Origin of the sequence: Streptomyces sp. SID13666 (assembly GCF_010548325.1) — a bacterium.
Lineage (GTDB): Bacteria > Actinomycetota > Actinomycetes > Streptomycetales > Streptomycetaceae > Actinacidiphila > Actinacidiphila fildesensis.
Window position 1 is genome coordinate 34,606 of the sequence record NZ_JAAGLX010000030.1, and the last position, 20,411, is coordinate 55,016.

General features: G+C 67.9%; 14 protein-coding genes and 1 pseudogene. 12 read left to right on the forward strand and 3 right to left on the reverse strand.

Going from position 1 to position 20,411, the window contains the following annotated elements; all coding sequences use genetic code 11:
- Positions 1 to 204 precede the first annotated feature (204 nt).
- The 6 genes and pseudogenes from G3I60_RS30035 to G3I60_RS30050 all read left to right on the forward strand — a co-directional run bounded on the left by G3I60_RS30035 (position 205) and on the right by G3I60_RS30050 (position 5,231).
- Complete coding sequence (locus G3I60_RS30035) at positions 205 to 594, forward strand: hypothetical protein (protein WP_164297982.1); 390 nt, start codon at positions 205 to 207, stop codon at positions 592 to 594.
- A 262-nt stretch (positions 595 to 856) separates the two neighbouring features.
- Positions 857 to 1,883 (forward strand): annotated as a pseudogene (locus G3I60_RS30040) (family 43 glycosylhydrolase).
- Between the two features lie 45 nt (positions 1,884 to 1,928).
- A complete protein-coding gene (locus tag G3I60_RS46535) occupies positions 1,929 to 2,159 on the forward strand; it encodes a hypothetical protein (RefSeq protein ID WP_343241822.1) in 231 nt (76 codons plus the stop codon).
- Positions 2,160 to 2,232: 73 nt separating this feature from the next.
- On the forward strand, positions 2,233 to 2,367 hold the full coding sequence (locus G3I60_RS46540; RefSeq protein WP_343241821.1) for a hypothetical protein: 135 nt from the start codon (positions 2,233 to 2,235) through the stop codon (positions 2,365 to 2,367).
- 156 nt (positions 2,368 to 2,523) lie between these two features.
- Complete coding sequence (locus tag G3I60_RS30045) at positions 2,524 to 3,726, forward strand: GDSL-type esterase/lipase family protein (RefSeq protein WP_239070409.1); 1,203 nt, start codon at positions 2,524 to 2,526, stop codon at positions 3,724 to 3,726.
- Positions 3,727 to 3,884: 158 nt separating this feature from the next.
- Entirely contained in the window at positions 3,885 to 5,231 is a 1,347-nt protein-coding gene (locus tag G3I60_RS30050) for a jacalin-like lectin (protein WP_164297978.1), read from the forward strand.
- A gap of 167 nt (positions 5,232 to 5,398) precedes the next feature.
- Here G3I60_RS30050 and G3I60_RS30055 read toward each other — a convergent pair whose 3' ends face one another.
- Positions 5,399 to 8,134, reverse strand: a complete 2,736-nt coding sequence (locus tag G3I60_RS30055; RefSeq protein WP_164607993.1) for a beta-L-arabinofuranosidase domain-containing protein — start codon at positions 8,132 to 8,134, stop codon at positions 5,399 to 5,401.
- Between the two features lie 1,330 nt (positions 8,135 to 9,464).
- Here G3I60_RS30055 and G3I60_RS30060 point away from each other — a divergent pair.
- Positions 9,465 to 9,809 carry a DUF1330 domain-containing protein gene (locus G3I60_RS30060; protein ID WP_164298647.1) on the forward strand — a complete coding sequence of 115 codons (345 nt, stop codon included), beginning with the start codon at positions 9,465 to 9,467 and terminating at the stop codon, positions 9,807 to 9,809.
- A 464-nt stretch (positions 9,810 to 10,273) separates the two neighbouring features.
- On the opposite strand, the gene G3I60_RS30065 is transcribed toward G3I60_RS30060, so the two are convergent.
- Positions 10,274 to 10,480, reverse strand: coding sequence for a hypothetical protein (locus tag G3I60_RS30065; RefSeq protein WP_164298645.1), 207 nt, complete (start codon positions 10,478 to 10,480; stop codon positions 10,274 to 10,276).
- A gap of 743 nt (positions 10,481 to 11,223) precedes the next feature.
- Here G3I60_RS30065 and G3I60_RS30070 point away from each other — a divergent pair.
- A complete protein-coding gene (locus G3I60_RS30070) occupies positions 11,224 to 11,796 on the forward strand; it encodes a hypothetical protein (protein WP_164298643.1) in 573 nt (190 codons plus the stop codon).
- 926 nt (positions 11,797 to 12,722) lie between these two features.
- On the opposite strand, the gene G3I60_RS30075 is transcribed toward G3I60_RS30070, so the two are convergent.
- On the reverse strand, positions 12,723 to 13,499 hold the full coding sequence (locus tag G3I60_RS30075; RefSeq protein WP_164298641.1) for a hypothetical protein: 777 nt from the start codon (positions 13,497 to 13,499) through the stop codon (positions 12,723 to 12,725).
- Between the two features lie 713 nt (positions 13,500 to 14,212).
- Between G3I60_RS30075 and G3I60_RS30085 the strand changes: the two genes are divergently transcribed.
- The 4 genes from G3I60_RS30085 (at position 14,213) to G3I60_RS30100 (ending at position 20,273) form a co-directional block, all read left to right on the forward strand.
- A complete protein-coding gene (locus G3I60_RS30085; RefSeq protein WP_164298639.1) occupies positions 14,213 to 17,137 on the forward strand; it encodes a BTAD domain-containing putative transcriptional regulator in 2,925 nt (974 codons plus the stop codon).
- A gap of 315 nt (positions 17,138 to 17,452) precedes the next feature.
- Positions 17,453 to 18,430, forward strand: a complete 978-nt coding sequence (locus G3I60_RS30090) for an alpha/beta hydrolase (RefSeq protein WP_164607995.1) — start codon at positions 17,453 to 17,455, stop codon at positions 18,428 to 18,430.
- 320 nt (positions 18,431 to 18,750) lie between these two features.
- Positions 18,751 to 18,993, forward strand: coding sequence for a hypothetical protein (locus tag G3I60_RS30095; protein WP_164298635.1), 243 nt, complete (start codon positions 18,751 to 18,753; stop codon positions 18,991 to 18,993).
- A gap of 311 nt (positions 18,994 to 19,304) precedes the next feature.
- Positions 19,305 to 20,273 (forward strand): helix-turn-helix domain-containing protein, encoded by a 969-nt coding sequence (locus tag G3I60_RS30100; protein ID WP_164298633.1) that lies wholly within the window; start codon positions 19,305 to 19,307, stop codon positions 20,271 to 20,273.
- Positions 20,274 to 20,411: the final 138 nt, after the last annotated feature.

The following is a 20,411-nucleotide window of genomic DNA, read 5'->3' on the forward strand; positions in this document are numbered from 1 at the left end:
GTTCCCTTGAGTTCTCCCTCTTGGTTCGCGAGAAACATGTAATTAGCGTTCGCCACGAAGTGAAGCGCTTCGACGCACCGAGGGAGAAGGGGTCGTCATCACCAACGAGTTGAACCGGAGCAGTCCCATCGGCGCACCCGCCTCCGTGGCCGGGGCTGCCGCGCTGACTCCTCCCCCGGCGCCGTCAACCGGGTCGGGAGCCTGGTGATCCGGCCGGACGGCCTGAGCTTCCAGGCGTACCGCAAGATGCTGGGCGACGCGACCGTGCGCACCGCGCTGCCGGTGAGCCATCGCATCACCGTCACCGGGGTCGGCACCGCACTGTCGATGGTGGTCTCGGTGCTACGCGGCTACGGCCTGTCGCGGTCCCGGTCATTCGGGCACCGCCCCATCCTTGGGCTGCCGATCGTCACGATGGTCGTCAGCGGCGGCATGATCCCCACCTTCCCGGTGGTCACCGGGCTCGGTGGCTACAACCCATGGTGGGTGCTGATCCTGCCGGGCTCCGTCTCCGTGTTCAACATCCTGGTGCTGCGCTCCTTCTACGCGGTGGGCTACTGGAACTCCTTCTTCAACGTCATGATCAAGGGCTGATCCGATCGGCCCGCGATGCGCCCGCCCCCGGACCGGCAGCGGCTCCCCCTCCCCGCTGCGGGCAGGGTTGGTACCTCTCCACCCGCCTCGACGACCCCGACTACGCCGCGGCCTCCTGGAACCCCGACAGCGCCGTGCTCACGCTGACGCTGCCCACGGCTTCGTCCGCCGTGCTCCTGCGCCTCACCCCCACGGCGTCGGACGCGCCCTGAGATCCCGCCGCGGTACCGCGACCATCGCACCACCGAAAGGAATTGACCACATGTCAGACCCACAGCAACCGGACGTGACCTTTTCCAACCCCGTGATCCCCGGTTTCCACCCCGACCCCAGCGTCTGCCGCGTGGGTGACGACTACTACCTCGTCTGCTCCAGCTTCGAGTACTTCCCCGGCGTCCCCGTCTTCCACAGTCGCGACCTGGTGCACTGGACACAGATCGGCAACGCGCTGGACAGGGCCGAGCCAGCTCCGCCTGCCCCCGGACATGGCGTCGTCCGCCGGCATCTACGCCCCCACCGTGCGCCACCACGACGGCCGGTTCTGGCTGATCGTCACCAATGTGGCCGACGGCGAAGGCAACCTGCTGTTCACCGCCACAGACCCGGCCGGCCCCTGGTCCGACCCGGTGCGGCTGCCCGGGGTTCACGGCATCGACCCGGATCTCGCCTGGGACGAGGACGGGACCTGCTGGTGCACGGTCGCCGGGGTCTGGCAAGTCCGCCTCGACCCCCGCACCGGCGAGTCGTTCGGAACGCCGCGCAGGCTCTGGTCGGGCGGCCCCGCTGCCAAAGCCCCGGAGGCCCCGCACCTGTACCGCATCGGTGAGTACTGGTATCTGCTCATCGCCGAGGGCGGCACCGAAAGCGGCCACGGTGTCTCGATCGCCCGCGGGCGCACCCCGGGCGGCCCGTTCGAACCGTGCCCGGACAACCCGATCCTGACCCACCGGGGCACCGATCGCCCCATCCAGAACACCGGTCACGCGGATCTGGTCCAGGGGCCGGACGGCTCGTGGTGGATGCTGCTGCTGGCCGTCCGGCCGGGCGGTGGAACGCCGGGCTGGCATGTACTCGGCCGCGAGACCTTCCTGGCGCCCCTGGAGTGGGTGGACGGATGGCCGGTCGTCGGCGAGGTGTCGCCCGAGATGCCCGCGCCCGCCTGGCCTCTGCTCCCCGGCCCCGCCGGGGCCGTCCGGGACGACTTCGACCACAGCGAGCTGCGACCGCAGTGGATCTCCGTGCGGGACCGTCCGGCGAAGTACTGCACCACCACCGAGCGGCCCGGATAGCTGACCCTGCGCGCCCGCGGCGGCTCCCCGGACGAGCCGGACGTCGTGTTCGTGGGCCGCCGCCAGCAGCACCTGCAGTGCCAGGTCCGCACACTGATCGATCCGGCCGAAGGGCGCGGCGGCCTCGCCGTCCGCCTCGACGAGGAGCACCACTACGAGATCGAGGCGTCCGCAGGACAGGTGCGGGTCGTGGCTCGCATCGGCCCCCTGCGCACCGTGATGGGTCCCGGTCGGTGCCCGCCGGCCCGTCACCCTCGGCGTCCGGATCTCCACTAACCCACCCCGGGACGCCCGCACCGGGCCCGACGCCCTCACGCTCGGCATCGAGGATCCGGACGGCACCTTCACCGTGCTCGACACGCTCGACGGCCGCTATCTGTCGACCGAGGTGGCCGGCGGCTTCACCGGCCGCGTCATCGGCCTGTACGCCGCGTCCGGCACCGTCCACTTGGATTGGCTCGACTACGAGCCGCTGTACCCCTGAACCGGCGCCACGACGCCGCCCAGAGACGACCGGCCGCCGCCTGGACCATCCGCCACTCCATCCCCCACGGGCGGCACCACCACCGCTCCTCACCAGAGAAGGTCACACATGAAGGCAACATATTTCAGCAGCCCAGAGCTTGGTTACCACAGCGATTTGGGTGCCGGGCCTGTCGAATGGCGCGGGAATCTCGACCTCGAACGCACCGAGGCGGGCTGGCTGCCACACCGACTGCCACGCTGGACCCGCGACCAATACCCACCTGACTCGCTCCAGGACGTTGTACTCGAACCGAGCGGAGTGCGGCTTGCCCTGCGGACCGCGGCGGACACGCTGGAACTCAGCCTGCTCGCCACCCAGGGTGTGTGGCGCGGCGACGTTCCGCCTGCACGGGTGGAGGGATTCGACCTGGTGGTGGACGGCGACGTGGTGGCCGCCGGGGTTACCGAAAAGCCCGGGACCATCGTGGTCTTCGACGAGACCGGCGTGCTCAGCCGCACCGAGGCGGCGCCGGGCACCGTGCGCTTCTCCGGTTTGCAGCGGCGGCCCGGGGAACATGAGATCGAGATCTGGCTCCCGCACCACACTCGGGTCGAAGTGATCGGGCTGCGCGCCGACGCCCCGCTAGTGCCGCCCACCCCCGCGCCCGGGCCGGTCTGGCTTCACCACGGCAGTTCGATCAGCCACTGCCGCGAGGCGCTGCGCCCTACCGGGACGTGGCCCGCCGTGGCCGCCCGTCTGGCCGGTCTCGACCTGCTCAACCTCGGTTTCAGCGGCCAGGCCCAGCTGGACGGCTTCACCGCTCGCGCCATCCGCGACACCCCGGCGGACCTGATCAGCCTGAAGCTGGGCATCAACGTCGTGAACGGGGACTCAATGCGGTTGCGCGCCTTCGTCCCCGCTGTGCACGCCTTCCTCGACACGATCCGCGAGGGCCACCCGCGGACCCCGATCCTGCTCATCTCACCGATCCACTCCCCTTCGGTCGAGGACCGGCCGGGACCCTCCCTCGTCGACCCCGCGGCCGCCAAACTGTGGTTCATCACGCACGGCACGCCTTCGGAGGTGGACGAAGGCCGCCTGAGCCTGCGGCTGATACGCGACACGCTCGCCGCTGTGGCCGAGCGGCGCGGTGTGAGCGACCCGAATCTGCACTTCCTCGCCGGGCCGGCCCTGTTCGGTCCCGACGACATCGATCACCTGCCGGACAACCTGCATCCGGATCCGGTGGGCTATCAGCTGATGGGCGAGCGCTTCGCCCGACTCGCACTCGCCCCCGGCGCCGCCTTCCGCGCCCCCACCGAAGTGGTCGACACCGCAAGCCCTTCGGGGGTTGACGGCGCTATGGACGGGTGTTGACCTTCACCCTTGGGGAAACCGGACGGCCCACCACCGCCGGCCTCAGTGCCTGAACCACGCGATTAACTGTCGAACTCCCGCAGCCGAGGCGGCGACAACTACAGGTTACCGGCGGTACGTTCTCGCTATCCTTCCCTACTGCCCAGGAGTTCCCCTTCATGCGCCGTCTTCTCACATGCCTCACGGCCGCGGCCATCACATGCGGCGGGTTAGTCGCGACCGCGTCCCCCGCCGCTGCCGCGGACCCGCTCTCCGGCTCCTTCAGCACCCTCACCTACAACGTCGCGGGTCTGCCGGCGATCCTCTCCAGCGCCTCCACGCCCCGCGACACCAGCACCTCCGCCATCGGCCGGCGCATCTCGCCGTACGACATCGTGCACGTCGAAGAAGACTTCAACTACCACTCCTACCTCTACGCGGCAGACAGCGCGCACGCCCACCGCACCCCCTCCAGCGGGGGCGCCGGCATCGGAAGCGGGCTCAACACCCTGTCGAAGATGCCTTACGACGAGGACGACTTCGAGCGGGTGCACTGGAACTCCTGCCAGATCGACTCCGGCGACTGCCTGACGCCCAAGGGGTTCACCTTCATACGTGAGCGGCTGGCGGAAGGCGTGTACGTCGACTTCTACAACCTGCACACCAACGCGGGCACCAACGACGGCGACCTGGCCTCGCGCGCCAACAATCTCAGTCAGCTCACTGCCTTCATCAACGCCCACTCGGCCGGGAACGCCGTCGTGGTCATGGGTGACACCAACACCCGCTATACCCGTAGCGGCGACACCATCGCCGAGTTCGCGGCCGCCAACGGCCTCACCGACGCCTGGGTGAAGCTCATCCGCGGCGGCACCCCGCCTGCCAAGGGCAGCGACGCCCTCGTCTGCGACCAGACAGGCCCCACCGTGCCCAACACCTGCGAGGTGGTCGACAAGGTCCTCTATCGCGGGAGTAAACTCGTGTCGCTCAACGCCACGTCCTACAACAACGAGCACGCCACGTTCCTCACCGATGCCGGTCTCATGCTCTCCGACCACGACCCGATCGCGGTCGGCTTCTCCTGGTCGCGCAATGCGGACTTCCAGCTCAGCGACCAGTTCGGCGGACCGCACGGTGACTACTACACCGACATCGATGCCGTACCGGCGGGCGCCCGCCCCGTCAGCCTCTCGCTGCGCAGCGGCTCCCGCGTCGACAGCGTCGGGCTTGCCCTCGACAACGGCAAGGTCCTCACCCACGGCGGTACCGGCGGCACGGTGTCGTCCCTGACCCTGGGCAGCGGGGAGTACGTCACGTCCGCCCAACTGTGCCAAGCCGAGAAGGACGGCCACACCCGGATCTTCTACGCCAAGTTCAGTACCAACCTCGGCAGGAGCCTGTCCGGGGGAGCCACCACGTCCGACTGCGTAACACGCACCGCGCCCTCGGGATGGCAGCTCGCCGGGTTCCACGGACGCGCCACCAACGAGATCGACAAGCTCGGCTTCCTCTATACGAAGCGCTGAACCACTCCCCTACGCCGAACTAGCGTAAACGGAACCGGACCGGCGGTCGCGCAGCGTGACCCCTCTGCGCCTGACAGAACAAGGCGAGGCGGTCGTCCAGGCCGTCATCGCCACCTCGACATGCCCGGGGTCCGGGGGGGGCGGCGGACCGCCGGTTGCGCGCCGGCTCAGATGAATCGCCACAGGTGGTCGCCGGTGCCGTTGTCGTCCCAGAGGACGGCCTGGGCGCCCTGGGCCGTGGAGGCGCTGGCGACGCCGAGGACGCGGCCGCTGTTGGCGCACTGAATCCTGAAGGCGTCGCCGCCGCCGTGGCGCAGCCGCCACCGGTGGTCGGCGGAGCCGGTGTCCGCCCACTGGACGATCCGCCCGCCGTTGGCGGTGCCGCCGTTCTCCACGGCGAGGACCTTGCCGCTGTTGGAGTTGCGCAGACGCAGGTAGCCGCCGGTATCGATGACGGCCGTCCAGAGATGGTCGGCGGTGCCGTTGTCGTCCCACTGGACGGTGAGGCCGCCGTCGGCGGTGGACATGTTCTGGATGCCGAGGACCCGCCCGCTGGCGAGGTTCTGGATGCGTCTGGCACCGTCGGGGGCGAACTGCCACTGGCTGGCCGCCGCGCCGGTGTCGGACACCTGCACGGCTGCCGCGCCGCTGGCGGTGGAGTTGCCTGCGATGCCGAGCAGCTTGCCGGTGTGGACGTTCTGCAGCTTGTGATAGCCGTTGCCGGCGTCGACGACGGTCCACCGGTGGTCGGCGGTGCCGGTATCTGCCCACTGGAGGATCGCGGCGTTGTCGGTGGTGGACATGTCCTTCACGCCGAGGACCTTGCCGCTGTTGAGGTTGCGCAGCCGCAGTGCGGTGCCGTCGACGATGAGGACCCAGTTGTGGTCGGCGGTACCGGTGTCGGCCCACTGCAGCGCGAGGCCGCCGTCGGTGGTGGACATGTTCTGGATGCCGAGGACGAGTCCGCTGGCCGCGTTGACGAGACGGACGCTGGGACTGTCGGTCCGCCAGTAGGCGGTGTAGTTGAAGCCCTGGGCGTTGTGGAACGGGGCGAGGTTGACCTTCGCTCCGTTGGCGGTGGCCGTGAAGGCGAGCGCTGTGCTGCTGGTCCGGGTGATCGAGGCGGGGTCCAGGGCCGGGAGGGAGGACAGTGCGGTGCTGCCGTAGTTGCCGACGAGGACGGCGGGGCCGTAGGTGATCGCCGCGACACCGGAGTTGTCGTTGGCGGCCTGGAGGGCCACCCGCATGGGGAGCTTAACGGTGACGGTGTCGCCGGGAGCCCAGGACCGGGTGAGAGTGGCGTAGGTGCCCGGGTTGGCCGTGACGCTCTGGGCGACGCCGTTGACGCTGACGGTGGCGCCCGAGGTCCAGGCGGGGATGCGGACACGCATCGACCACGTCCCGCCGACACTGCCGGCGACCTGGAGCGTCGTGGTGTCGCCGGCCGGGTAGGAGGTGGTCTGGGTGACCGTGATGCCTCGCTGGGTCCAGTTCAGGACGGAGGGGAAGAACAGGTTCACCGTGAGGGTGGTGCCGTCGTGGAAGTAGATGGAGTCCATCAGCTTGGTGTTGGACTCCATGCCCGTTCCCTGGCAGCACCAGAACGTGCCGTAGTCGGTGCTCCAGGTGCCGCCGCCCCAGGCCGGGCCCTTGCCGCGGCGGCCGCCCGGGTTGAGGGAGGTGAAGTACGTGATGTGGCCGTGCGGGTCGTCCGGGTTCTGGGCGCCGATGACATGGTTGAGCAGCGCCTTCTCGTAGAAGTCGAAGTACGGGGCCCGGTCGGGGTCCAGCTGCCACAGTTCCCGGGTCAGCTTGAGCATGTTGTAGGAGTTGCAGAGCTCGCAGGCGTCGGCCGCGAGGTAGCCGGAGATGGCGTTCGGGGCCCGGAAGTGTTCCGCCTGGCTGTTGCCGCCGATGGCGTAGGTGTGTGAGCCGGTGGTGATCGTCGAGGCGTTGGTGGCGATGTCGCGGTAGCGGGTCGTCCCGGTGGCCTTGTACTCGCGGACGGCACCGATCCACTTGGGCACCTGCGTGTTGGCGTGCAGGCCGTCGAGCTGGTCCAGGTTCGCGGCGAGGGGGTCGAAGACAGCGGCATGGTCGAACCGCTGCGCAGCGGTCAGCCAGCGTACATTGCCGGTCTGCTGGTAGATGTCGGCCAGCACCTCGTTCATGCCGCCGAACTCGACGCCCATCAACGACTGCATCGTGCTGTGGCTGAGCGTGGCGGTGCGTCGGTCGACCCAGTCGGCGAGCGCGAGAAGCACGTCGCGGGCCTGCGTGTTGTCCATGAGGCGCCACACGTCGAGCAGACCTGCCATGGTCTTGTGGACGCAGTAGTACGGAACGTTGCCGTTGTTCAGGGTGCCTGCTTCGAGGCTGGCGAAGTCCGCCTCGGGGAAGCCCGAGAGGTAGCCGGCGGAGAAGCCGGCGGTCGGGTTGTTGGTCTGGCACTTGGCGAGTTCGGCCACCAGGTAGTTCGCCTTGTCGCGGCAGGTGGTGTCTCCGAGCGAGGCGTAGGCCTGGGACCACGCCGTGAGGAAGTGGCCCTGCACGTGGGTGCGGAAGGGAAACGACGGGTCGTCCCAACCGCCGGTCGGGGCACTGGCGTTGGTGGAGAGCCGGTGGTTGGCGCGAAAGTTGTACAGCAGGCGGTCGACGTCGACGAAGCGGAGGTAGGCCAGAGTGCGGTTCTGATTGTCGAGCCATCGACTGCTGGTGAGCCGGACCTGACTCAGGTCGAACGGGAGGATCGACACTCCGATATCGGATCTGACCGGAGATGTCACCGCCGCGGCGGAAGCGCGGCCGATGACGGGGCCGGCCGCCACGGCCACGGCCGCGACGCCGGTTGCTTTGATCACGGCGCGGCGGCTGAAGGGGTGAACCGACAAGGTGAACTCCATGGTTCATGAGAGACGAAGTCGGGGACTCGGGTTGGTGGGCAGCGCACGAGGCGCTGCCTGGCGATGCGACCAACGTCGAGAGGTCGCGTCACGTTCGCTGTGTCCACCAGCAGTCATGTTCTACTGGGGGACGCGGTCGGTGGTGACGGGTGTCGGGGAGTACGGCGGCCAAGGATTTGCGCACAAGGGGTGGTGGATTTCAACCGACTGCCGCGGGTGGTGCTACAGCTTGCGGAATTCGACTTTGTCCATGCACATCCAGGCACATCCAGATGCCGGTCCTACCGTCGCAGTAGATGGTGATGGTGAAGTCACAGTCCTTCGCATGAGCATGTGTCGCCTGCCCGCAGGTAGCAGTCGGCGCCCGCATGGCGATTGTTAACGCTCACAATTAGCGTGTCAATACGTTCGACACGGCAGCGCTGACAAAGCCCGCCCCCACACCGCGCACAGCCCACACCGCTCCCCCGTCACGCAACATGACGGGATGGCCGGCAACCGTGGACGGCCGCCGAGATGCCCCGCAGCATCTTCAGCAGCCCCTGGAAGGTGTCCGCGGTCAGCGGCGTGCAACTGCGAGGAAGCAGGATCCGCCGCTTCGGTCGCCGCTTGCTGTGCGGGTCTCCCGCCCAGCGCGGTCCCTGATCAGCTGATCGGCGTCAATGCCGCGCGCGGTCGGAACGCTCGTCGATGCGGCTGGTGACGAGGATGGCGGAGCAGCGACTCTCTCCTCCCGGTCCGACGGCCCAACGGCTCCGGCCGGCCGGAGCCGGGCGGGGTCCTGTCACTGTTCGGCACCCGCCAACTCCAATGATCACCGCTGCCCAGCAGGTCACGTCCGGAGCACACAGCTCTCCTCAGCGTTCGGCGAAGTGTCCTCGCCGTGAAGCCGACACAGGACATGGGATGGATTAGCGGGGACCGATCCGGAATCTGTCGAGATGTGAGCTGAGGTTTCTTGGGCGGCGCTGGGCGGGAGGTACGGCACCAAGCAGCATCTCGCCGACATGCGGCCGCTGTTCAAAGGCGAGCGCACCAGAGCGCGGGTGCTGTCGACGTCGGCGCAGTGGGACTACGACGGTCTGCCCGGCATGGAGGCTGCGGTAAAGCGGGCGCAGAAGCCATGTGCCGGGCGCACCTGCGCGAGGCCGGGGAGCTGACCGACGCGTTGGACGGACTGGTGGCGTTAGGGGTGCGGCCGCGTCCCGGGGTCCGGGTTGGCTGCCAGGGCCCGGATGCGCTCGGACCCCGGAGACAATCGTTGCGGCCGCGCTGACAGAATTGGATCAACGGGCCCTGACCGACGGGCCGGTCGACCGGGGAGCAGACCATGACCGCGTACGCCATCGCCCACATCCGCCCCGAGACGATGAACGAGGACATCCTCGAATACATCGAGCGGATCCAGTCGACCATGGACCTCTACGAGGGCCGCTTCCTCGTGCACGGCAAGGAGGTCGAGGTGGTGGAGGGCCCCTTCCCCGGCACCGTCGTCGTGATCGGCTTCCCAGACATCGAGCGGGCCCGCGCCTGGTACGACTCCGACGCCTACCAGGCCATACTCCCGCTGCGCACCCGCCACATCGCGGGCGAGGTCCTTCTGGTCGAGGGCGTCCCCGCCGACTACGACTCCTCGAAGACGGCCGCCGGTCTGCGCGAAGCAGCAGGGCTCTGACGCGGGGCTCTGTGTCCGAAGGCCGGGAGCGGGAGCGGATCGGGAACCATGCGCTGCGTCAGATCGGGCACACCGATCCCGAGCGCGTAGAGGCGCTGCTCGCTGGGCTGCCGCCCCCGGCCAATGCGTTCGGACACGAGCCGTCCGCAGCGGAAGGGCCCGCCCCACCCGAACCCCTCGCCCCGCCGGGTGATGCGCCAGCGGCCGGGACGGCCGCCGGCGGGAGACCGTACGGCTCTGATAACCCCATGACACAGATACCGCCCGAACAGTACGAGCTGTGTCATCGAACCCCTGTTTCCCCAGGTGGTGAGCTGCAGCCGCGTCGCTGTTCATCTGTGTCACCAGGTCAGGCCACTGACCTGGTGACAAGCGATCTTGACCGTTTACCACAGGGTCTTGACCACCTGATCCAGGGCGACCCCGGGCGCAGAACCCCGGGGTCCGAAAAAGAGGATGGCGGCTCAGCGCCGAACGCGAACGGATACGTGGATGCTGGTGGCTGCGCTCACCCCGCCACCGATGCCTCCCACGGCGGCCGCTGCGGCGGCGTGACCGGTCAGGGCGAGGACGGCCACGGCGACGATGGCCACAAACCCAGTCACGGCGGCCAGCCAGGCAAGGTGACGGGCAGCGGACTGTGACAGGGTTACAGGTTCAAGCGACGTCATCTGCTTCTCCTTGTTGCGAAGGAAGCTGACGTCCGTAAGGGCACCGGCTCGTCATCTTCTGGGCTGGCAGCTTCTTTCCGAGAGCTGTTCAACATGCAGCGCCGTCCGTATCCCCTCCGGAACTTGTAGCTTCCGCACTTGGATGTGCGCTTAACAGCGCCGCCCGTCGTCTCTGTTTGTGCCCTCTGACCAGGCATGTGATGGTTTCTCCCGCCGCGCGACGGCTGGCCAGACCAGCGTGAACTACGCGTCCTTGCGCCAGACCTCGAAAAGCCGAGGGGCCTGGGCCCGCGGGACAGAGCGTCTGTCCCGCGGCCGTAACCGTGACGACACCAGATGGGTGCGCCCGTCCTTGCCCTGCCAGCCCGCGAAGTGGCGGTGCAGAGCGCGGGTCAACGCGCCATCAACCCGTTGCCGCCGGCCGCAGTGGTTTGGCGGGCTGTCAAGATCACTTGGCAAACGGTCAAGCTCGCCCGTCAGAGGCCAGCCACCTCCGGCATCCACGACGCCGGTACACAGGTACACAGATCAGCACGCCCACCTGGCAAAACAGGGCTCCCAGTGCACAGGTCACAGGTCCTCACCGGGCCGGACCCCCAAGCCCGCATCCTCTCGGAGCCTGGCTGGGTGATCCGACGGCGGGCGGGGCGGCCGGGACGGGATGATGTCCGGCGTGACCGAGGTCGGCACCACCACCGTCACCGCCCGCGTCGCGTTCGGCACCAAGGCAGCTGCTCGCCGACATGCGGCCGCTGTTCAAGGCCGAGCGGGAGCGGGCGAGGGCGTTGTCGACGACGTCGCGCTGGGACTGGGACGGGCTGCCGGGCCGGGAGGCTGCGGCGAAGCGGGCGCAGTGGGCGATGTTCCGGGCGCACCTGCACGAGAGCGGGGAGTTGGACGTCCTGGTGGCGTTCGGGGTGCGGGCCGAGCTGGCGGCGCGCGGCTGGGACCGGGAGTGGCCGGTGTTGCCGGCGCAGGCGAAGAACCCGGGCCGCTGGCCCGGGACGCGGGACGGCGGCTGGCCGGAGCGGGTGACGGTCCGCCTGCCGGCCCCGCTGGTGGGCCAGGTGCCGGCCGCGTGCTGGCACACCAGCGAGGACGCGATCGGGAAGCTGCGGGACTGGCGGGACAAGCACCCGGACATGCTGCCAACCAAGCCGTTCCGCTACCCGGCCGAAGACGCGGCGCTGGCCGAGTACGAGGAACTGGCGGCGCAGGTGACACCGGCCGGGGACATCTGGCGTGCAGCGGTGCAGCGCGGCATTGCAGCCGAGCCGGTCATCCGCGAGCGCCAGGCCGTCGCCGTCGACGCGTGAAGTGTCACGCTGTCACGCCCCCCCTGCTGCAAAGGGGGCGTTGAGGGGTATCCGCCCTGATCAGAGGTGCAGCACAGGGTAGCGTGACAGGCGGCGTGACACCCCGCGTGACAGGGTGGCGTGACACCCGCTGCTACCCCCGGCCGCTGCTGTCCCGCTGTGTCCGCTGACAACGAACCTGGACCGATTGTCAGCAAACTTGGACCGGATCGTGAGGAACGCAGCTGAGCCCTGTCAGCGGGTCGACGTCCAGTCCCGTCTCTCCGCGCAACCGCAGGACGGGCCTTGGAAGCTGTCGCCTCAGATGCGCGTTAGGCCGTCACAGCGACACGTGGTCGGGCGGCCCAGGCGATCCCCGCCAAGACGGCAGTACAGGCCACCGATGCCGCTGCCGTCATCCGAACCCCCTGTGGCACGTCCTCTACGGCTCTCCGCTCTCCGTCTTCCATGACGCATACGGTACGCAGGCTGAGGAAATGGACGTCATACCCCACCGCCCCCTGCATCTTGGAACGGCACGGGTGGTCGTAGGGGAACGGAGCTGAGTCCGCCCCACCGTCCTGCGCCACGGCCACGGTCGACATCAATCCGATGGCCCCCAATGAGTAGGAGGCAGTGGCCGTGGCAGCGCACGCAAGGGCGGCAGCAACAACCGCACGGCGCCATCCGGCCCAGCGTTCGTTCCCCAACAACGCAACCTTGAGGCATTGGAGTAGGAGGAACACGACCAACGCAAGCGCGGCGAGGAATGCCACCGGTATGAAGAGGATCATGTCGGTATCCTCCCTCGCGCTTGGTTGCTCATGGGCTTTTCGTCTGCACTGAACTGAGCCTGACGCCAGCTGCTGGCCTGGAACGAAGCCGCAACGTGAACCGATGGTGCCAGCACCAGTCCATCTTCGATGGCAATCGGTCCAGGTTCGTTGTCAGAGGACACGCTGCCTGCGCAGCCCGCGCCGCGCACCGCGTAGTCCGCGATTGCGCGCTGCTTGGTTCTGGCGGCACGACCAGCAGTAGACGCCGTCCTCCGGTGGGACGGCAACACCAATTTCCTCAGCGTAGGGGTCGGCCGGCTCGTTCACCGGGATGCTGCAGTCCGGTGTCGCGCACTGCACTTCTTCCTGCTGCTCGTCCTGGTCGTCCTGGTCGTCCTCGTCCCACTGCTGCTGCTGCAGTGGGACGCGTTGTGCTGCCCGCTCGGCCTCCCGGCGGGCCTCGGCTGCTGCACGACGCGGCCGTTCACGCTGCCAGTAGGCCGCCTTGGTGTGGGTGTCGGTCAGCGCCTGCAGCAGCGGCTCGAACTCGCCGCGGCCCTGCGCGACGCGCCGGAAGGACGGCCCGTGCAGGCCGTGCTGCTGCAAGCGCTCCAGCGTCGTGAGCACCAGCGGAACCGTGCCGGTGAAGTCGAGGAAGCCGTCGTCGTCCTCGCTGAACCAGTACTTCTGCGCTGCCCAGTGCTCGCGGGTGAGGTCAGCCAGGGTCTGCATCCGGTTCGCCAGCGCCTGGGGGCCGGCCCCGGTGAAGACGAACGCCAACGGCGGCCAGCCCGGCAGTCCGGTACCCGGGTAGAGCGTCTGCCAGTACGCCACGGTCCCGGCCTCCCCGGTCAGGCGTGCTGTCCAGGTGCCCGGGGTGGCCGGGTCGATGACGTGGCGGCGGTAGCAGGCGGCATAGGCGGTCAGCTTGTCGGCGACGCGCTGCACCGGCTCGGTGCCAACGTCACAAACGCGGCGTCGGCAGCCGACCTGTCCAATGGCTACACGGAGACATGCGAACACGGCCTCTGCGGACACAAGATATTTGTACGCGTCGATGATGATCAACGGCGGGGTAGACGTGTACACGCTCGCGGACCGACTCGGACACGCCGATCCCGCGTTTACCCTGCGTAAATACGTGCACCGGGTCGTGGGAGCCGGTTCCAAGGTCCGCATCGCGGTCCGGAGCGCCTACACCAGGGCCGCGTGACTCCTGCACCGTTCGGCTTGTGCAACAACCGTGCAAGATGATCTTCGGGAGAGGGCGTTTGCACAGGTCAGAAGCTTTGTCTATGAGTTCGTAGACGTCTTCGGCGACCACCCTCCGGGAAGAGACGGGCTGTCGACTTTCGCTGCGGCAGGCGGGGAATCCCACCAGGCTCCGGTGGAAGCGCCGGCGGGGTACCGGCGGGGCATCTACCGGGTTCCCGAGAGCGAGCATCACCGGCCGGCAGCTCGTGCCGGCCATGCTCGACGAACTGGGGAACGAACCGGACATGATCACGGTGCGGAACGAACTGGACGTGATGAAGGTGGAAACGTTCTACTGATCCCCTGGTCGACCACTGTCAGGGCCACGCCAGCGGCTGGCCTGGCCGGTCTTTGTGGCTGCACCCGGATCTCGGTTCGCCTGAGCGACGGCTGACCGGAGGGGAGCTGTGCTGCATGTGTCGGCGTTTGAAGCGGTTCCCGAGTCTGGTGCACGAAGCGATACGGAGCTGGATGTGGTGATGCGGTTCGAGGTACTGGGCCCCTTGCGCGCCTGGGATGGGGACAAGGAACTCGACCTGGGATTCCCCCAGCAGCGTGCCCTGCTGAGCATGCTGCTCGCTCAAGCGGGACGGCCCGTGGGCACGAGCACGGTCATCGACGCGCTCTGGGGAGAAGACCCGCCGGACAGTGCGGTGAACATGGTGCGACGCTACGTCGGTGGGCTACGGCGCCTGCTGGAGCCCGGGCTTGCACCCCGGGCGCCAGGACGGCGACTGATCCGTCGCGCGGGCGGCTACGTGCTGCAGGTGGAGCAGGAGGAATTCGACCTCCTGGAGTTCCGAGGTCTCACCGAAGGTGGCACACGAGCGGTGGCCACGGGCAGAACCGAGGAAGCGGTCAGCCACTTCATCAAGGCGCTGGGCCTGTGGCAGGGAGAGGTGGCCATGGGCATTCCTCCTTCCGTGCGGGCCCACGCCCTCTTCAGCTCCATCGAGCGCGAACTCGTGCACACGGCGCAGTTGGCTGCCGACGCGGCACTGCTGTGCGACCGGGCGGACGACGTCCTGTCCTGGTTGCGCCGGGCCGTCGCCCTGGATCCGCTGAACGAGCCGTTGCACGCCAGAGTCGTCATGACGCTGGCAGCCGCCGGGTTCCAGGCAGAAGCTCTGGTGGCCTTCGAAGAGATCAGGCACCGACTGCTCGAGGAACTGGGTGTCTCCCCGGGTCCTGAGCTGAGCGACGCCCACATGCAGGTACTCCGTCAGCAGCGGCCACCGTCCGATGGGGAGCGTGAGCCGGAGGCACCAGAGGCTCGCAGGGGAGCGACGGAAGCCACGGTGCGTCCGGCGCAGCTGCCTGCCGAACTGGGAACCTTCGCGGGCAGGCGGGCGGAGCTCAGCCGCCTGGGAGAGATCACCCACAAGGTGTCGGCCGGACCGGGGGCACCCGTCGCGGTTCTGATCAGCGGCATGGCCGGCGTCGGGAAGACCACACTGGCTGTGAAATGGTCCGGTCAGGTGGCGGACCAGTTCCCGGACGGCCAGTTCTACGTAGACCTGCGGGGCTTCGATCCTGCCAGAAATCCGATGCCGCCCCTGGAAGCACTGCGCCACATGCTGGAAGGGCTGGGCATCCCGCCGGAACGCATACCCAGGGATATCGACGCACGAGCGGGCTTGTTCCGCAGCCTGCTGAACGGCCGGCGGGTCCTCGTTGTCCTGGACAATGCTTGGGAGACCGGCCAGGTACGCCCCTTGCTGGCCTCGTCCGTGGGTTGCCTCACGCTCATCACCAGCCGTAGCGCACTGCCGGGGCTGACCACCGCGGGCGTCCTTCCGCTGCCGTTGGATCTGCCCTCGTTCGCAGATGCCCACACGTCATTGGTTCTGCGCGCCGGCGCCGAGCGGCTGGCCGCCGACCCGCAAGCCGCCGCCGAGATCATCACGCAGTGCGGACGCCTGCCGCTGGCCCTGGCCATCGTGGCGGCCCGGACCCAAAGGCATCCGCATTTCCCGCTGGCAGCCATCGCTGCCGAACTGCGGGACACGCACAACAGCCTGGACGCGCTTTCCAGCAGCGATCCCACGACTGATGCCCGTGCGGCCTTCACCTGCTCCTATCAGCTCCTTCCGCCCGACGGCGCCCGGCTGTTCCGGCTTCTGTCCCTGCACCCGGGACCCAGCATCGCGGCAGCGGCTGCCGCCGCTCTGACAGCCCTCCCTATCGCCAGAGCCCGCCTCATGCTCGCCGAACTCGCCGACGCACATCTCCTCAACGAACTGATGCCGGGCCGCTACGGCCTGCACCATCTGCTGCGTACATTTGCCGTCGAACTCACCGCCACACACGACACTCCGGCCGAACGCCAGGCCGCGCAGCTGCGGATGCTCGATCACTATCTCCATACCGCCTATTCCGCAGACCAAATACTTGGCTCGAAGAAGAACCGTCTGGACTTGTCTCCGGCGCAGCCCGACTCCGTTCCTGGGCATTTCACCGACCGCCCCACTTCCCTGGCTTGGTTCACCGCCGAGCGCGACACACTGGCAGCGGTGATCCCACACGCCCTGGATACGGGCTTCTTCACCCAGGCCTGGCAACTGCCCTGCTGTTTGCAGGACTTCCTGTACAGCCAAGGGGGCTGGGAGCTATGGGCAGCAACTCAGCGCACCGCCGTCGAGGCCGCGCGTCTGGACGGGAGCCTGCTCGGGGAGATAACCACTCTTCGCAAACTGGCCCGGGCGCTGGCAGAACTGAAACAGTTCGACGAGGCCCGTGAGCATCTTGACCTGGCCTTTGTTACCGCCCGAGAGCTGGATGATCCGACCGAGCAGGCGCTCACTCATGGAGCGATGAGCTTTCTCCTTCAGGCACAGGGAAGCTACTACGACGCACTCAGTCATTCCGAGGCGGCGATACACCTGTTTCGGCAGACCGGCCTCCGTTCTTCGGAAGCACTTGGGCTCAGTAGCATAGCCTGGATACACGCACGTCTCGGGAACTATACAGAGGCAATCAAGTGGTGCCATCGCGCTATCGAGTTGGGACAAAGGATCGGTCAGCCCGAGGTTGAAGCCTACACTTTTGACACCATGGCATTGGCATACCTAGGGCTAGGCGATTTTCATCAAGCGATCAGCTGCTGCCATCGGGCTCTGAAGGCGCTTCCTTACGGGGAACACTTCTACCAAGCAACTTTCTGGGAGCGCCTGGGCGATTCACACGAAGGCGCTGGTGATCATCCCGCTGCCCGCTCTGCGTGGCAGCAGTCGGCAACCTTGTATGAACAGCTCGAACGGCCGGAAGAGGCGGATCGCCTCAAGGCCAAGCTGGACGGATCTGCGACGAGTGGACAGAACGACCTGGCGTAAGCGGCCGAAAGCAGGCGTACGCCGATTCGGAAACCACTTCCTGGCATTGCGGCCAGGGGCCGCCCCGACAACTGATCCTCGCTCCCGGCCGGAGCCGCTACCAGTGCTGATCTCGCAGGGACAGAGGGGAATTCCGTACGGTCCCCTGCGTATCTGCAATGGGGAATATCAGTGCACCAGGAATCCATATGTGTGCACTCTCGGACTATGTCTCCAGCTCATTGCGGCCCTAGCGTGTGCGCGGCAACTCCCGCGCCCGCCAGGGCTGGTTGACCGCCGGAGTTGCCACCCCCACGCAACCTAGGAGCACATCAGATGTCTGACATCGCCGGCTGTATCGTCGCTCCAGTTCTCGAGGCCGTGGCACCCCTATTCGCCAGGGCGACGGCGAACTCGCCGTTCCTTTTCGAGCTGTCGCCCTCCGAAGGGCGCTTGGCCATCGAGGAGGCTCAGTCGGGTGATGACGTCCGCAAGTTGGCGGTGGACGAGGAGTGGGTCACCGTTACTGGCGGCCCCACGGGCTGCGTCCGGGCGCGGATCGTTCGTCCCGCCGGCGCGGAGGGCACCCTGCCGGTCGTCCTCTACATCCACGGCACCGGCTGGGTGTTCGGCAGCGCCCACACCCACGACCGCCTGGTCCGCGAGATCGCCGTCGGCGCCGACACGGCCGTGGTCTTCCCCGAATACGACCTCTCCCCCGAGGCCCGCTACCCCGTCGCCATCGAGCAGAACTACGCGGTCGCCGAGTGGATCGTCGAGCAGGACGCAGCCAGGAGCCTGGACCCCACGCGCCTCGCGGTGGCCGGTGACTCGGTCGGCGGCAACATGACCGCCGCCTTGACTCTGATGGCCAAGGAGCGCGGCGACGTCCCCTTGGTGCAGCAGGTGCTGTTCTACCCGGTCACCGACGCGAACTTCGGCACCAGCTCTTACCGCCAGTTCGCCGAGGGCTACTTTCTGCGCCGCGACGGGATGCAGTGGTTCTGGGACCAATACACGACCGACGAGGCCGAGCGCGCCCAGATCACCGCCTCCCCGCTGCGCGCCACAAGCGAGCAGCTCACCGGGCTGCCCCCGGCGCTGGTCATCACCGGCGAGGCCGACGTCCTGCGCGACGAGGGCGAGGCCTACGCCAACAAGCTCCGCGCGGCCGGCGTCCCGGTCACGGCGGTGCGCTTCCAGGGAATCATCCACGACTTCGTGATGCTCAACGCCCTGCGCCCCACCCACGCCGCCCAGGCCGCCATCACACTCGCCACCAGCATCCTGCGCACCGCCCTGCACGCCACCTGAACCGCCCTCCCAGCCACTGCGGCAGGCTCCGGGATGGAGGCACAAGTTCCACCGTCGGCGCAGGATGCCGGCTCTGTCTCTATAGGGCAGCTTCGGGCCACGATGAGGATGCCAGCGAGGTACAGCGCCGCATGGTAGGCGATGGCGAGTTTGCCGGTTCGCATGGTCAGGCCGCGCCGCTGCATGCCAGGCGAACTGGGCTCGTTGAATGTGCCTGGCGACAGACGCGCCCAGGCCGAATCACCGCTGCGCGGCGTCCAGTTCGCTTGCGGGCTGCTTGAGGACCGAGTGGTCCTCAGGCAGGCGCAGGCAGTGACGCTGTGGACGCGCTCGCCGGCCTGTACCGCAGTCTGCCGACGGGCCGACGGGTTCTCGTACTCCTCGACGACTCCGCCGACACCGAGCAGGTCCACCCGTGCTGCCCCGTCTCGCCGGGCAGCCCGGCGCTGGTCACCAGCCGCAACCGGCTGCCCAACCTGATCGCTTCGGGAGCCGATCCGCTGCCCCTGGAACTGCCGCACCCCGGACGTCCACGCTTCGCTCGCCCTGCGTCTCGGCTCTGAGCGTCTGGCCCCCGAGAGAACGCCCACGAGATCACCGCCCGGCGCTGCCGCCTGCCCGTGGCACTGGCCATCGTCGCCGCGCGCGACGGCCCTTCTCCCGCCGTTGCTGCCGACGCCATCAACCGGCCTCGGAGTCCGAGGCAGCAGAGCTCCGTCACTCTTTTTTCACTTCTTTTGCACACCTGCCGACCTACGCTCCCGGCGAAGTGAATGGCCGTCTGTTCGGGCCGACCGCGGAAATCCGCGAAACAGGGGGATTCCCCACGCTCGACCCTGTCGCCGCTTCACATACTGTTCGGAGGCGCCAACAGATGATGCTCAGTACCAGCACCCTCGAGACCCTGGGCGGCGCGACGGGATCACCACAGCCGCCTCTGCGGCACGAGAAAGTGTGCCGGATGCCCATGGGCCTCGACATTGTCATCACAGACGAGGCGCCTGCACAGTTGCTTCAGGAGAAGCGGCCGCACCCGGAACGGGGCGCCCCGGGCGGTAGTCGAGGCCCTCAGCGGTTCATCGCCCGTGACAGCGGCGACTATCTCTTCGTAGGTGTCCGAGGAGGCGGTGGCGCACCCTTCGTGCAGGATGCCGCGGATATCTTCCTCGGCCCGGGAGATCTCTGCTTCTACGACGCGCACCATCCGCCGACGCTGGACTTCCCCGAGCATTTCCGCGCGAAGGTGTTCCTCGTCCCGCGTGAACTGCTCAGGCTCAAGGAGTCCGACGTGCACCAGCTCGCGGGGTCTCCTGTCACGCGTGCCTCCTGGCTGGGCACACTGTTGTCGCCGCTCCTGTCCGACCTGGCCGACACCGCTTCGGCGGCCCAGCCGCCGCTCGGTGCGAAGCTCGCCTGGCATGCCGTGAACCTGCTGGCCACCCTCGCAACGGAGCAACTGGTCAGCGACGCGACGGTAACACCCGACGCACAGTCGCCGTTGGTGCCAAGGATCCTGGAGTTCATTGATCTGCATCTGGCCGACACAGATCTATCTCCCGAGGTGATTGCCAAAGCCCACCATATTTCGGTGCGGTACCTGCACAAGCTCTTCGAGAACGAAGGCAGGACGGTCGGCCAGTGGATCCGGCGCCGCCGACTGGAGCAATGCAGACGCGACCTGACGCTTCGGGCTCGGCGGAACCGGACCATCGCGGCGGTAGCCGGTCGCTGGGGCTTCACAAGTGCCACCCATTTCAGCCGGGTTTTCCGGGCAGCTTACGGTGTGTCTCCCCGCGAATGGCGGGATACCGCGCTCTGCGGTACACAAGTCGACCACGGCTGATTCGCAGCCCGAGATCTCTCGGGGAACTAGCACTCCAGTGCGGTTTCGGGATCTGTCCGGCGGTTTCGTGGCTCAGCGGCATTGGTAGTGGCGGCGGGCTGTTACCTGGTGGCTGCGCCGTCCGCTGATCCGGAACTG

Coding starts and splice junctions, on each gene's coding strand:
- G3I60_RS30050 (WP_164297978.1), top strand. CDS start 3,885: ATGCGCCGTCTTCTCACATGCCTCACGGCCGCGGCCATCACATGCGGC.
- G3I60_RS30055 (WP_164607993.1), bottom strand. CDS start 8,134: ATGGAGTTCACCTTGTCGGTTCACCCCTTCAGCCGCCGCGCCGTGATC.
- G3I60_RS30060 (WP_164298647.1), top strand. CDS start 9,465: ATGACCGCGTACGCCATCGCCCACATCCGCCCCGAGACGATGAACGAG.
- G3I60_RS30070 (WP_164298643.1), top strand. CDS start 11,224: ATGCGGCCGCTGTTCAAGGCCGAGCGGGAGCGGGCGAGGGCGTTGTCG.
- G3I60_RS30100 (WP_164298633.1), top strand. CDS start 19,305: ATGATGCTCAGTACCAGCACCCTCGAGACCCTGGGCGGCGCGACGGGA.
- G3I60_RS30065 (WP_164298645.1), bottom strand. CDS start 10,480: ATGACGTCGCTTGAACCTGTAACCCTGTCACAGTCCGCTGCCCGTCAC.
- G3I60_RS30090 (WP_164607995.1), top strand. CDS start 17,453: ATGTCTGACATCGCCGGCTGTATCGTCGCTCCAGTTCTCGAGGCCGTG.